This window comes from Acidimicrobiales bacterium (assembly GCA_034521975.1).
GTDB lineage: Bacteria > Actinomycetota > Acidimicrobiia > Acidimicrobiales > SKKL01 > SKKL01.
In genome coordinates this window covers 59,828-73,465 of record JAXHLR010000003.1, presented here as the reverse complement: position 1 = coordinate 73,465, position 13,638 = coordinate 59,828, and the positions used below count along the sequence as shown (strand labels likewise).

9 protein-coding genes are annotated in these 13,638 nt (G+C 70.2%); 4 read left to right on the top strand and 5 right to left on the bottom strand.

From position 1 onward, the window contains the following. Positions 1-3: 3 nt before the first annotated feature. Positions 4-1,140, top strand: a complete 1,137-nt coding sequence (locus U5K29_02525) for a glycosyltransferase (GenBank protein MDZ7677409.1) — start codon at positions 4-6, stop codon at positions 1,138-1,140. Here the strand turns inward: U5K29_02525 and U5K29_02520 are convergent. Further along, positions 1,070-2,299, bottom strand: coding sequence for an O-antigen ligase family protein (locus U5K29_02520; GenBank protein MDZ7677408.1), 1,230 nt, complete (start codon positions 2,297-2,299; stop codon positions 1,070-1,072). The two genes, U5K29_02525 and U5K29_02520, sit on opposite strands and share 71 nt — an antisense overlap. A gap of 169 nt (positions 2,300-2,468) precedes the next feature. Between U5K29_02520 and U5K29_02515 the strand changes: the two genes are divergently transcribed. Together U5K29_02515 and U5K29_02510 are read left to right on the top strand one after the other, a co-directional pair. Continuing rightward, positions 2,469-4,226: an ABC transporter ATP-binding protein gene (locus U5K29_02515; GenBank protein ID MDZ7677407.1), complete on the top strand. Its 1,758-nt coding sequence runs from the start codon at positions 2,469-2,471 to the stop codon at positions 4,224-4,226. Further along, positions 4,219-6,756: a glycosyltransferase gene (locus tag U5K29_02510; protein MDZ7677406.1), complete on the top strand. Its 2,538-nt coding sequence runs from the start codon at positions 4,219-4,221 to the stop codon at positions 6,754-6,756. Before U5K29_02515 ends, U5K29_02510 begins: the two co-directional genes overlap by 8 nt. 11 nt (positions 6,757-6,767) lie before the next feature. Here the strand turns inward: U5K29_02510 and U5K29_02505 are convergent, their stop codons facing one another. Beyond that, on the bottom strand, positions 6,768-7,988 hold the full coding sequence (locus tag U5K29_02505) for a glycosyltransferase family 4 protein (protein ID MDZ7677405.1): 1,221 nt from the start codon (positions 7,986-7,988) through the stop codon (positions 6,768-6,770). Between the two features lie 48 nt (positions 7,989-8,036). Between U5K29_02505 and U5K29_02500 the strand changes: the two genes are divergently transcribed. Beyond that, on the top strand, positions 8,037-9,266 hold the full coding sequence (locus tag U5K29_02500; GenBank protein ID MDZ7677404.1) for an O-antigen ligase family protein: 1,230 nt from the start codon (positions 8,037-8,039) through the stop codon (positions 9,264-9,266). On the opposite strand, the gene U5K29_02495 is transcribed toward U5K29_02500, so the two are convergent. From U5K29_02495 to U5K29_02485, 3 genes are read right to left on the bottom strand one after another with little or no spacing between them, the layout of a single operon-like run. Next, positions 9,222-9,983 (bottom strand): hypothetical protein, encoded by a 762-nt coding sequence (locus U5K29_02495; GenBank protein ID MDZ7677403.1) that lies wholly within the window; start codon positions 9,981-9,983, stop codon positions 9,222-9,224. The genes U5K29_02500 and U5K29_02495 overlap by 45 nt on opposite strands. A 4-nt stretch (positions 9,984-9,987) precedes the next feature. Continuing rightward, the gene (locus tag U5K29_02490) at positions 9,988-11,094 is read right to left on the bottom strand and encodes a glycosyltransferase (protein MDZ7677402.1); all 1,107 of its coding nucleotides are present in this window, start codon (positions 11,092-11,094) and stop codon (positions 9,988-9,990) included. A gap of 13 nt (positions 11,095-11,107) precedes the next feature. Beyond that, positions 11,108-13,597, bottom strand: coding sequence for an alpha/beta fold hydrolase (locus U5K29_02485; protein ID MDZ7677401.1), 2,490 nt, complete (start codon positions 13,595-13,597; stop codon positions 11,108-11,110). Positions 13,598-13,638 lie beyond the last annotated feature (41 nt).

Below are 13,638 nucleotides of genomic sequence, written 5' to 3'. Positions count from 1 at the left end.
CCCATGGATCCCAGCCCTCGGCGTCTCGTGGTCGCGTTCGTCCACGACGTGGTCCCCCACTATCGCGTTCCGCTCTTCAACGCCCTGAACGAGGCGCTGGACGGCGGTCTCACGGTGGTGTCCGAGCGCCCCCCGACTGACAGCCATCACGTCGATGGCACGGGTGACCTCGAGGCTTCGTTCGTCCCCACGCGCCGGTTCCGCCTCGACGGCGTGTGGTTCACTCCCCGGTCGTTGTGGTTCGCGGTGCGCGGTCGTTGCGATGTGATGGTCCTGCACTGGTATGCGCGGCATCTGGAGGTCCTGCCCATCCTCCTGATCGCCAAGGCTCGGGGCGTGCCGGTGCTGCTCTACGGGCACGGATTGGGGCGGTCGCGTTCACGGGTCGTTCGCCTGCTGCGCCGGATGCAGCTGTCCCTGTCCGCCGGTGCGATCGTCTACTCCCGTGGCGGGGCCGATCGTGTCCGGACCCTCGGGGTCGACCGTGAGGTGCACGTGATCGACAACACCACGGGAAGGCCACCCCCCGGTCCGGGAGACGTCCGGTCGGAGCCAGGTCGCCGGCTGGTGTACATCGGTCGTCTTCAGGGGCGCAAGCGTGTCGACCGCTTGATCGACGCTCTTGCGCTGCTCGGCGAGCGCGGGCTGGAGCTCTCGTTGACCGTCGTCGGCAACGGTCCTGAACGTGCCCGGCTCGTGGCACGGGCCGACCGCAGCGGCGTGGGTGGTCGCATCGAGTGGGTGGGAACGGTCACGGATTGGGGGGTCCTGCGGCCGATGGTGGCCGAGGCGGACTTCGTGGTCATCCCCGAGCACGCCGGACTGGCCGTGGTGGACGCGCTGAGCTGTGCCCGGCCGGTCATCACCGCCGACACGTCCGATCACCCTCCAGAGGCCGGGTTCGTGATCCACGGCGAGACCGGGTTGGTGTACTCGCCCGCGTCGGTCGACGGTCTCGCCCGTTGCATCGAGGAGGCGTACGAGCAGCCGGATCTGATCGAGCGCCTGTCGATGCGGGCAGGAGAGCTCTATCGGGATCGCCTGACGCTCGAGCGGGCGGTCGAACGGTTCATGGGGGTGTTGACCGGTGCAGCGGGCGGAACAGGTCGAAGGTGGCCCGACCGCCGGCCCGGTCCCTGAGGCCGAGAGCGACCGAGACCGTGGCGAAGATGAACACCGCACGGTTGCCGTTCAGGTCCGAGGAGAACATGGCGCTGGCGAGGACGACACAGAAGGGTGGGAGCAGCAGCCGACCCCAGGTCGCCCGGGCCTGCCAGGCGAACATCGCTGCTGCGCCGAGCAGCGCGAGGACGGCGGCCAAGGCGATGATCCCCGCTTCGGCACCGGTCTCGAGGAGCAGGTTGTGCGGGTACCGGCTCTGGAATCGTGCACCGGGTTCGAGGATGGAGACGAAGTCTCCGAGGCCGACGCCGAAGGGCTCGGAGGTGATCGAGTCCATGGTGGCCTCGTAGTAGGAACGTCGAGCATCGTCGAGTCGCATCCTCGTCATCCGCTCCACCGCGTCGCTCGGGGCCAGGGCGACGGCGATTCCCACGCTGCCCACCACGCCGATCGCCCACCACCAGAGCTGTTGCAGGCCACCTGGGCGTCGCTCGACCGACCACCAGATGGCGCCGATCGCCAGGAGGCCGACGACCAGTCCGAGCCCCGGGGCCCTGGTCGCGGTGGCGATCACCCAGTAGGCGCCGATGCCGGCCAGTGCGGCGAGTCCCGCTCGGTTCAGCCACGACGTTCGGAGCATCGCCAACACGGCGAGCACCGTGAGCAGGCTCGCGGCCCTTCCCATCAGCAGGGGGTTGAGGTCGAAGGCCCAGGCGCGGTGGTCCAGCACGTCGCGGGCGCCGGGCAGGACGAGCGCGAGGGTGCAGACGAGTCCGGTGAGCACCAGCAGTGTTCGGTTCAGGCGGGCGACCTGGTCGGTGGAGTCGACGAGGACGACCGCCGCGAGGCACAGCCCGAAGGTCACGAACACCAGCTCGGCCGACTTCTGGGCCGAGTAGCCCTCGAGGCTGGCCAGCGCGACGCCGGGGAGGAAGGTGGCTGCCAGCACGACGACGGGCACGACACCCAAGGGGAGCTGACCACGGTCGCCGATGACGAGGACGGCGGCGCACAGGGCGGCCAGCGGGAGGACCAGCGGGGTGAGTGCGGACGGTGGGCCGATCACGTGGTCGAGCACGGCGCGGAGCTGGAAGACCACGAGTCCGGCTCCGAGCGCGATCACCCCGATGGTTCGGATGTGGTCCCGTGGGTCCGGTGCCCCGAGGACTTCACCCATGTTCGGGAGTCCGGCCGTGCCGAGCTTCACGGGTAGGCTCGGGTGCTTCGGCCGGCCGAGGGATGAGGTGATCGTTGAGCCACGTGGGTCGTGTGCTGGAGGTCGCAGTCACAGGAGCCCCCACACTACGGCGACCACGTCTGGGCCTGGTGCCAGGACGGTGGCGCTGATGTGGTCGGTGTGGCTGAAGGTGCGCCCGTTCCTGGGTCGCCGCGGCAGGCTCGGTGCCGGGGCGCTCTCGCTGCTGTCGCTGGCGGCGGGGTTGCTCGAGGCGCTGCTGCTGGTGCTGGTGGTGACCTCGGCACTGACCGTGGCCGAGGGCGACGATGTGACATCGTTCGGCCTGCCGGTGTTCGGCACCGTCGAGGTCTCGACGGGTGTGGCGTTGGCGGCGGCCGCCCTGGCCGGACTGGCCGTGGTGGTGTTGCACGTGGTGGTCTCGCGCCTCACGGCCATGGTGGCGGGCGCGGTGCTGGCCGCGGCGCGGCGGCGACTGATCCGGGCGTTCGCCGAGAGCACCTGGGAGCGTCAGGATCAAGAGCGCGAGGGCGCGCTGCAGGAGGCGGCGACGACGCTGGCCGGCCAGACCGCTCAGCTCGTGCTGAACATCGCGTCGTTCGTGGCGGCGGTGCTGGGTCTTGGCGCCCTGCTGGCGGCGGCGCTGGTGGTCGATCCCCTGGCCACGCTGGCGGTGCTGTTGTTCGGCGCGGTGCTGCTCGCGATCCTGACCCCGCTGCGCCGGCTGACCCACAGCAGGGGCCGGCGGTTCGTCGAGCGCAACAGCGCCCTGGCTGAGCGCATCAGCCAGTGGGGCTCGCTCGCGATGGAGCATCGGGTGTTCGGCGTCGACGAGGTGCAGGCGAAGGGACTCGAGTCGGCGAACCGTGGGGTGCGCGAGGCGTTCGTCGACAGCCGGTTCGTCACCCGGCTGGGTACACACCTGTTTCGTGATCTCGCCGTCCTGATGCTGGTGGGAGCGGTGGTGGTCCTGCACGTCGGGGGCGACATCGATCTGGCGGCGGTGGGGTCGGTGGTGATCCTGATCGTGCGTTCGCTCGCCTACGCGCAGGGGGCGCAGGGCTCGGCGCAGGCTGCAGGACAGCTGGCACCGAACCTCGACCGCCTGCTCGATCGGATCCAGTCGTTGGAGCAGTCTCCGGTGGCCTTCGGCGACACCGTTCGCGACTCGTTCGGGCGGATCGAGCTCAACGACGTGGTGTATGCCTACGAACCCGATCGCCCGGCGGTCGAGGGGGTCTCGCTCACCCTCGAGGTCGGTGAGGCGGTGGGGATCATCGGCCCGTCCGGTGGAGGCAAGTCGACGTTGGTGCAGATCCTGCTCCGCCTGCGCCCACCGGTCCGAGGTTCGGTCACCGTCGACGGCCTCGACTACCGGGAGATCTCGTCGGGGTCGTGGAGCCGCCTGGTGGCGCTCGCTCCCCAGGAGCCGAAGCTGTTCGAGGGCACGGTTGCCGACAACATCGGCTTCTTCCGTGAAGGCATCGACCGCGAGCGCGTGGAACGGGCGGCTGCCGACGCCCACGTCGGCGACGACATCGAGCGACTGCCCCAGGGGTTCGACACCATGCTCGGCCCGCGGGGCGTTGGTCTGTCCGGTGGTCAGAAGCAGCGCATCGCGATCGCCCGGGCGCTGGCGGGAGACCCACAGCTGCTGGTGCTGGACGAACCGACCAGTGCCCTCGACGTGCGGTCCGAGCGCCTGCTCCAGCAGACGATCTCGTCGCTCCACGGGAGGGTGACGCTGGTGATCGTGGCGCACCGCGTCTCGACGTTGACGATCTGTGACCGTGTGGTCGCCATGGCCGATGGGAGGGTCGTGACCATCGGATCGCTGGACGAGGCGCTGGCTGCGGTCAGCTTCGACACCGACCTGGTCGAACCCACCCCGGCGGGTCCCCATGGCTGAGCCGGGGGCGAAGCCGTCGGTCCTGGTGTTCGTGGGGGTGTTCCCTCCCGTCTACGAGGCGAGCGGGCCGGCTCGATCGGTGGCGGCGTTGGTGCAGCGCCTCGGGGACGAGTTCGAGTTCCACGTCGTGACCGGCGCGTTCGCGGACCGGCCGGGTCCGCGCCCCGACGAGTGGATGGACTGGCACGGAGCCCGGGTCGTCTACGTGTCGAAGCGGCGTGGCGCGCTGCGGGCGGTGTTCGAGGACATCCGGGGAACCCACTACGACGTCTTGTACTTGAACAGCTTCTTCCACCGGCGCTTCACGTGGTGGGCGCTGCTGCTCCGGTCGTTGGGGTGGATTCGCGCCCGCAGGGTGGTGCTGGCGCCGCGGGGCGAGTTCTCGCCGGGCGCGCTCAGGATCCACTGGCGACGCAAGCAGCTGGGCGTCGTTGTCGCCCGGCTGTTGCTGCTGGCGCGTCGTGTCGAGTTCCAGGCATCGAACCCACACGAGGAACGCGACATCCGGGCCGTCTTCGGGTCCGGGGTGAGCGTCATCCACCAGGCGCAGGATCTCACCGGGCACCTGGAGGGGAGCGTTGCGACGACCGAGGTGCCGCCGAGCGCGGAGCGCGGCCTTCGGGTGGTGTTCCTCTCGCGCATCTCGCCGAAGAAGAACCTCGATGGCGCGATCCGCTCGGTGCTTCACTGCACCGAGCGGGTCACGTTGACCATCGCCGGGCCGGTGAGTGAGGAGGCCTACTGGCATCGATGTCGCGAGCTTCTGGCCGATGCGCCGTCGCACGTGAGCATCGAGTACGTGGGCGAGGTGGCTCCCGATGAGGTCGTCGACTTCTTCTCGCGCGCCGACGTGACCTTTCTGCCGACCCACGGGGAGAACTTCGGTCACGTCGTGGCCGAGTCGCTGATGGCGGGGACCCCGGTGCTGATCAGCGACCGGACTCCGTGGAGCGATGTGGAGGAGGCCGGCGCGGGTTGGGTCCGGTCTCCGGATGACCACCGAGGATTCGCCGCGGTGCTCGACAGCTACGCGTCGTCGCCCGCCGAGGATCGGCGTGCCCACCGTGTCGCGGCGCGAGCGCTGGTCGAGGAGCGCCTACTCTCGGGCGATGCCGAGGAGGCACACCGCCGTATGTTGCGAGGAGCGGATGTGAGCGCTGAGGGGGCGGGGGCCGAAGTCACCGAGCAAGGTGACGGCGATGCCCCGTTCGGCGAGCGCTGGTACCACCGTCTCCCACCCTGGGTCCAGGATCTGGCGATCACCGTCGAGGGGGCCAGGATCGTCCGGCGGCGCTACGGGAAGCCCTTTGCCGAGAGGCTGCGTGCCTACGAGGACCGGGCGAGCTGGAGCCGGCACGACTTCGAGCAGTACCGCGATGCGCGCCTGCGTTCGATGGCGGCCTATGCCGCCATGAACGTCCCGCACTACTCCACTGGCGCCTATCGGGGGCTGGACGAGATCGAGGGGCTGGACGATCTGTCACACTTTCCCGTCCTGAGTCGGGACGAGGTTCGCTCGCTCGGAGACCGCCTTCACCCGACGGAACCGATCCCCGGGCGCGCCGTGGCCTTGACCAGCGGCACGATGGGGTCGCCGTTGGAGGTTCCGATCTGTCCCTCGGCGGTGCAGGAGCAGTGGGCGGTGTGGTGGCGCTATCGCCGGTGGCACGGAATCGAGCGTGGGACCTGGTGCGGCCACTTCGGTTCGCGCCGGCTCACGAGGGGCGACCAGCGGGTGTGGCGGGTCGACCGCGCCCAGCGCCGGGTCATGTTCAGTGCCTTTCACACCAATCCCGCCCAGCTCGACGAGATGGTCGACGTGCTCGTCCGACGGCGACTTCCGTGGCTGCACGGCTTCCCCTCGGTGATCAGCCTCGTCGCCGCGAGGGTCATCGACCGCGGATTGACCGGTCGACTCGGTGTTCGCTGGGTCACGACCGGAGCCGAGAACATCCAGGCTCACCAGCGGGAGCTGATCCTGCAGGCGTTCGAGGTCGACCCGATCGAGCACTACGGGGCGGCCGAGAAGGTCGCCAATGCATCGCAGTGTCCCCTCGGTGCTCTGCACGTCGACGAGGATTTCGGCGCGCTCGAGGTCGTGGATGGCGAGGTCGTGGGCACGGCGCTGGCGAACCCTGCCTTTCCCCTGATCCGCTATCGCATGGGTGATGGTGCCGCGATCGGCGAGACGGAGTGTCGGTGTGGTCGTCCCGGCCGGATCCTGGAGGGTCTCGATGGTCGTCTCGACGACTACGTGGTGCTCGCCGATGGTGGTCGTCTTGGTCGCCTCGACCTTCCGTTCAAGGGGCTCGGCGGTGTCCGGATGGCACAGTTCGTGCAGCGGTCACCGGGGAGCGCCGAGCTGCTCGTCGTCCCCGAACCGGGCTTCGGCGAGTCGGACCGGGAGCGGCTGCGGCAGAGGGTGCTGTCCTACGCTGACGGAGGTCTCGACCTGACGATCACCGAGGTACCAGAGGTGACCAGGACCAAGGGCGGAAAGGTCCGGCTGGTGGTCAGCGAGCTGGTGTGAACGCAGGGTCCTCAAGCACTCGGTGTGGTGCCGCGGATGAGGGCCTCGGCGAGGGTCGTGGCGTTCTGGTCCCAGCTGAAGCGTTCGGTGGCGAGCTGTCGACCGGCCTGTCCCATGGCTGGTAGGTCGGTTTCGAGGGATTCGAGAAGCGCGGCGCGAAGCGAGGCGACGTCTCGGGGTTGGACGATCCAGCCGTGGACGCGGTGCTCGATCTCCTCGGCCATTCCACAGTCGGAGGTGCAGATGATAGGTGTGCCCGCGGCCAGTGCCTCGGCGTAGACGCTTCCGAACGCCTCGTCCCAGGAGGGGAGGACGAAGAGATCGGCCCACACCATCAACTGGATCAGGTCCTGCTGGCTCATGCGTGGCAGGACCTCGATCCGGTCGGTGAGTCCGAGGTCGTCGATCTCGTCGCTCAGGCTCCGCGGGGGCTCGCCGACGAGCATCAGATGCCACCGGAGGTCGTCGGGGAGGTCGGCGAGAGCGTGCAGCAGCACGCGGTGCCCCTTCTGGGGTTGGTAGGTACCCGCGCACAGCAGCGTGGTCCGGTCGGACCACTCCGCTGGCCGGGTGGCGGCGAGCTGTTCCGCAGTGGGCTGAGCCGCTCCGTTGCGGAGGTACTGGGTGGTGGTGCCCGGGAACATGTCATCGAGGCGGCGTTGCAGCACCGTCCCGGTCGTGAAGCGCGCCGTTGCCCCCTTGGTGGAGCGAGCTATCACTCGGCGCATCCGGGGCGAGGACTCCCACATCCGCACATCCGAACCCGAGTGCTCGATGAACACACGGGGGGTGCTGCACCGGATCGCAGCCCAGGGGATCGACCCGTGGAAGACGACCGCGTGGGGTGCGAATGAGTGGTGGTGGCGATCGAAGTGGTCCTGGACCGCGGCGCGGAACCACCGGGTGGCGAGCCCGGGGGCCAGTCGGGCGAGACGGGTGCGGACGATCGGGGCATGGCTGAACCAGACCCGGGGCGAGTGCACCCGGACCCCGTCGAACTCGTAGTGCTCGGGGTGCCGGCGCCAACGACGGGCACGTGGGGACAGACGCCCCAACCACCGCGGGGTTCGGGGGATCGGCTTGAGGATCTCGACCTCCCAACCCTGTCGCTGCAGCGCCTTGGCCTGATCGATGTTGTAGAGGCCGGTGGTGGGGGCACCGTCCCATGGGACCGCCAGGCTGCACAGCAGGAGCTTGCGCTGTCGGTCACCGATGGTTGGGGGGTCGGTCACGGTGTCATGGTGGCAGAGCGGTCATCGGGGCGGGGATACGGTGGCGCCGTGCTGTCGGTGGTCAAGCGTGCTGGTGTCGCGGTGGTGGCGATCCTTCTCCTGGTCGCGCTCGTGTTCCACCTCATCGACGCGTCGGTCTACCAGTCGGGGACCCTCGTGGAGCTTGCCCGGTACGGGTCGCTCGCCTTGCTGGTGCCCGTGGTGGCGCTCTCGGGTGGTCTGGCTGCTCGGGAGCGGAGGACGTGGTGGCCGTGGTTGCTGCTCGCCTCGCTGGTCCTGCTCGCCCTCCTGTCCGTGGCCTGGTCGATCCATCCCGATCGAACGCTGCGTCATGCTCTGTTGTTCGCGGTGGTGATTGTGGTGGTCGCGGTGCTCGGCAACCTGCGCTGGCCCAACCGGGAACGCCTCACCATCGACCTGTGGGTCGTCGTCGCGGTGTTCGGCGCGGCGGCGGTTGTGGGACTCGTGGCGTGGTTGGTCGGTGCGGAGTGGGCCGGCATGGCGTCGAACAGTCGGGTGTCGGGCATCTACGTGCATCCCAACGGGTCGGGGATGGTGGCGGCATTGGTGCTTCCGGTCGGGGTGGCGCTGGTGCCCCGGATCCCGTCGCTTCCCGGCCGGTCGTTGCATCTGGGCCTGCTCGCAGCGCTCGCCGCGAGCCTGGTCCTGTCGGGTTCTCGGACCAGCCTGGTGGCGCTGGTGGTCGCCGGCGTGGTGATGGTCCTGATGCGGGGCTGGCTGCGGAACTGGCGCATCGCGGTCCCGATCGGGCTGTGTGTGGGGATCGTCGTGTTGGTGGTGGTGTCGGGGCAGCTCGGGAGCATGTGGGAGCGAAGCACCGACCAGCTCTTCACCGGCCGCGAGGGGGCGTGGGCGACCCTGGTCGATGCATGGGAGGACGCGCCGGTGGCGGGCCACGGATACCGGAGCGCCGAGCTGATCCTCGAGGAGCGGCGGGGCGATCCGCACGAGTACTTCATCGGCACCGCCCACAACGGCTACCTGCAGGTTCTGGCCGAGTTGGGGGCGGCCGGGGCTCTGCTGGTGGTGGGCGTGATCGGTGCGGCGGCCCGGGCGGGGTGGCGATCGCGCCGTGATCCCATCGGGGTCGGTCTGGCCGGCTCGGTCGCGGCTGGGTTCACCATCCAGTTCGGCGAGTCGAGCCTGTTCGGCTTCGGCAACGAGTTCGCGCTGCCGTTCTGGCTCCTGGTGGGCGCGTTGCTGTCGATGTCGTCAGGTCCGGTCGTCGACCGTGCGCCACGACCGAGCCAGCTCTGAGGCCAAGGTGGGGCCGATCCAGTCGGTCCGACCGTCGTCGGAGTGCTGGAGGAGCAGGGCACATCCTTGCCGCTTGCCGCCTTCGGTGTCGGAGGGTGCCGACGGGTAGTGCCACCTCCAACGATCGCGGAGGTCGACGGGAACCTCGGATTCGGACAGGCAGCGACCCGGGCCGCGGTCCTCGAAGCGGTAGCCGGGGTCGTCGGGCACCCGGAAGTCGTCGATGAGCACCACGCTGCGGGTGAAGCGGGTGGAGATGATCTCGAGCTCATCGTGAAGGGGGATGTCGCCCTGCCAGTGCGCGTCGAGGTAGAAGAGCACGTCGTCGCGGGTCGGCTGGGTGTCTGCGTAGGTCCTCAGGAAGTGGTGGGACGCGGTGAGCGCGAGGTGGATGTCGTCGCGGCGTCCGAGGCGTCGTTGCGCGAAGGCGTGGAACCTGGGGTCGATCTCACAGGAGTGGATCTCGCAGTCGGCGATGTCGGCGAGGAAGAGGGTGGTGTCGCCTCGGTAGGTCCCGGTCTCGATGATCGCCGTGGGAGTCGTGGCGGCGACGAGCCGGCGGACGAGCGCCTGTCGAACCGGTTGTCCGTTCATGGGGCCGCCCCACCGCCAGAGCGATCCCCGTCGCTGCCAGTCGAGCCAGGCGGCGGTGGACGGGGCGAGGCGCGACAAGCGGCTGAGGGCCATCTCGATCGGGTCCAGACGCCGGTTCTTCATCGCGCTACTCGTCTGGTTCCAGGAGCGGGGTGGTGAAGGCCTCGACCGGGGCGGACCGAGGCCACTGCTCGATCGGGGCGAGCTGGTGGAGCTGGTCGAACCCGCGGGCGAGCGCCTCCTGGTTGGCGTCACAGGTCACGCCGATGCCGTGGTGGTCGACGAGGGCTTTCGAGCGGTTGCTCGCGCTGACCAGGATCGGCCGTTGGGCGGCGATGGCGGTGGCTAGCGTGCCGCTCGGCGACTCGCTGGCGCTGACGAGGACGACGCCGTCGGCGGCGGCGATGTAGGCCTCGAGCTCGGGGGTCGGCAGGTACCGGTCGTGGGTCTCGATCGTTGGGTCGTGGCGGGCGCGATCCTCGATCCCCGCCCGTTGGCGGGGGTGCTGGTTCCCTGCGAGCACCAGGAGCGGACGGACGCCGCGCCGGTGGTGCAGCGGTGACCGCTGCCAGGCGTCGAGGATGAGGGTCGGGTGCTTGTTGGCCCGCATCACCCCCGGAGCGAGGACGATGAAGGCGTCCGGGTCGAGCCCGAGCGTTCGCCGTGCCTCTGCTCTGGTCGGCCAGTGCGTGGTCGCCACGGGATCGGGGACTGGGGAGACCGATCCGAAGAGCGGGTGCGGCTGGCCGAAGCGCAGCGAGTCGGTGAGCTGTCGGATCGAGATCGGGGGTCGGGCCACGCGCACGAGTAGCGCCTTGGCCATGGCGACGGCCAGCGAGCGGAGCTGCCACGGGACGCCACGCGTCGGGGTCCGCATGAGCAGCACGCTGGTTCGGGTCCGCAGGCGGCGGGTGAGCGAGTGGAGGGCGAGGGGGGCCAGGGCGGCGTCGCCGTCGGGGAACACCACCAGGTCTTCGGTTCCCGCCAGCTCGCTCGCCCGCCGCACCGCGTGGGCGACGTTGCTGTCGGCCAGCAGCTCACGGTCGAGCGGGTCGAGGTCGCCGAGGTGGACCTGGTACTCGGGGGATGCGGTCGCGGCGTCGGGCAGGAGGACCGTGACCGGTCGGCCACGATCGAGGCTGGCCGATGCCAGCAGCCGCACGTAGTGAAGCCGGTGTCCGGTCCACCTGGTGACCACGATGTAGGTCCGACCGGTCGGGCGGTTCGGTCTCACCCGGCGCGCTCCGTCACCGCGGGGTCGAGAGGACCGCACCCAGGTGGCGGGCGACATCGGTCGCGTGGGGGTGTTCGACCATCGACCGGTGGTCACCGCCGACCTCGTGCACGGTGAGGTCCGGAGCGAGGGGCTGCCAGCGCGAGGCGGCACGGCTGTGGTGGGGTTGGATGATGGTCACTGGGAAGCGTGCGGGACCGGGTTGGTACGGGCGCAACGCCTTGGCGCGCACCCGGGCGCTGGCTCGATAGTCGGCCACGGTTCGGGCCGGTCGACGACCGGCGTGACGCATCGCTGTCCGGACACGCCACTCGTAGGCGGCTCGGCGCAGCACCGCGCGGGGTAGGGACGGGAGTGGGTGGGTTCGGGCCTTGGCGGCGAGCTTGGCGAGCCGGCGGCGCGGACGAGGGCCGCTGGGGCGGTTCGGTGCGGTGTCGAGCAGCACGACGTGGCATCGCTGTCCCTGGTCGGCCAGGCGCTCGCCGATGGCATAGGCGATGAGGCCGCCGGCCGAGTGCCCGGCGACGACCGCGGGGCCGTCGCCGATGCGGGGGATGATCTGGTCGACGGCGCGGTTCACGATCTGGTCGAGCGTGGTGTCGGGGCGGCTGGGGACGTGCATTCCCTGCGGTTCGAGCACCACGACCGGGTGTGTGCCCTCGAGCTCCTGGGCGAGGGAGCGGTACACGATCGCCGACTCGCCGCCCCCGGGGACGATGAACAGGGGCGTGCCGTCGCCCCGGTCGACGAGGGTGACCGCGGTGGAGGTCCGTTCGTGGGGCGCCTCGGCCACGGCGGCGGCGATGGCGGCGGGGGTGCGCAACTCGATCAGGTCGGCGATCTCGATCTCGCGCTCGCCCAGTTCGTCGAGCACCGAGACCAGCTCGAGCGCCTTGAGCGAGTCGAGTCCCAGCTTCCAGATGTCGTCGTCGGGGCCAACCTCCCGCTCGAGGATGCGGTGGGCCTGGCCGACCACGAACCACTCGTGGCCTCCCTGCGGGCGTCGTGTGGAGCGGTCCCGCCAGGGTGTTGGAGGCTCTTCGGCGAGCTTGCGACGGTCGACCTTGCCGCGATCGGTGAGTGGCAGGCGGTCGTGGCGGACCAGGATCGCCGGCCGGGTGTGGGCCGGCAGCTCGTCGATGAGCGCCTGGTAGGCGTCGCCGGCCCGCACCGGGTGACCGGGTTCGACGGCGACGTGGCCGACGAGGCGTGGATGCCCCGAGGAGCGGTCGGGCAGGACGACCGCGTCGGTGATCCCCGGGATCGACCGCAGGACTCCCTCGGCCTCGGCCGGTTCGACGAGCTGCCCGTAGATCTTCACCATCTCGTCGGCCCGGCCCCGGTGGACCAGGTCGCCGTCGGGGTTGCACGAGGCCAGATCGCCGCTGCGCCAGCAGCGAATCCCGTCCTCGTCGACGAAGAACCGTTGGGCGCTCAGTTCCGGCTCGCCCAGGTAGCCGAGCGCGACGTTGCCCCGGAGGACGATCTCCATCGGGTCGCCGGGGTCGTCGCCCCACGGGTGCAGGCGGAGCTTCTCCGGGTCGGCTGGGCGGCCCAGCGGCACCCGTCCGGTTCCGAGGGGTGTGTCGGGACCGATCAGGTAGCGGATCGCCGAGCCGGGAGCTTCCGAGGCGCCGTAGCCGGCGTCGATCGTCGCGTCGGGGCGAAGCACCTGACGGAGCGAGTGGACGTGTTCCCAGGTGAGGGCCTCGCCGTGGGTGGTGACCAGTCGAGCATGCTCCAGTCGTCGCCCCGCCGGCCATTGGGCCGCGGCGGCGATCGCCAGCGAGGGCACCAGCGCGACCGACTCGAACCCTTCGGTGTCGAACCACTCGAGGAGCTGAACGGGCTGGAGCTGTGTGGGGTCCTTCACCACCACGGTGCACCCGATCGACACCTCGATCAGGCGGGTGAGCCCGGCGGCGAACCCCAGCGGCGAGATCAGGGGCCGGGGACCCGGCAGGCCTCGTTCGGCCTGGCGGGTCTTGCGCCGTTCGTGGAGCGCGGCGAGGGTTCGCCAGCTGTGGATGACCCCCTTCGGTTGGCCGGTCGACCCCGAGGTGAAGAGCACCATGGCGGGATCGTCGGCTTCGACGGGTTGTGGTCCGACAGGGTCGTCGGTCTCGTCGGTGGCGCAGATCGTGCTGGTGTCCTCCGGCAGCAGCGAGGCCAGCTCGGGACGGGCCACGACCGCGAGCTCTGGGTGTGACAGGCGGGCCAGCAGATGCTCGATCCGGGCCGGGGGCACGTCGGCTTCGATGATGGCCGCCGCGTGGCCTGAGCGGATCAGGCCGTGGATCGCCATGACCGAGGCGGCCGAGCGGTCGACGACCACCGGAACGTACTCGCAGCCGGGACCGGCCTCGAGGACCCTCCGAGCGATCGTCCCGGCGATGGCGTCGAGTTCGGCGAAGCTCACCTGCCGGTCGTCGTCTCTCACCGAGACCCGGTCCGGTTCGATCGCGGTCGTCTGGGCGAGACCTTCACCGATCGGGTTGGTCACCTTGGCCGTTCGCTCCGTGTCGTGGGGGTTCGCGGCGGGGG

Coding starts and splice junctions, on each gene's coding strand:
- U5K29_02520 (MDZ7677408.1), bottom strand. CDS start 2,299: ATGGGTGAAGTCCTCGGGGCACCGGACCCACGGGACCACATCCGAACC.
- U5K29_02495 (MDZ7677403.1), bottom strand. CDS start 9,983: ATGAAGAACCGGCGTCTGGACCCGATCGAGATGGCCCTCAGCCGCTTG.
- U5K29_02525 (MDZ7677409.1), top strand. CDS start 4: ATGGATCCCAGCCCTCGGCGTCTCGTGGTCGCGTTCGTCCACGACGTG.
- U5K29_02510 (MDZ7677406.1), top strand. CDS start 4,219: ATGGCTGAGCCGGGGGCGAAGCCGTCGGTCCTGGTGTTCGTGGGGGTG.
- U5K29_02515 (MDZ7677407.1), top strand. CDS start 2,469: ATGTGGTCGGTGTGGCTGAAGGTGCGCCCGTTCCTGGGTCGCCGCGGC.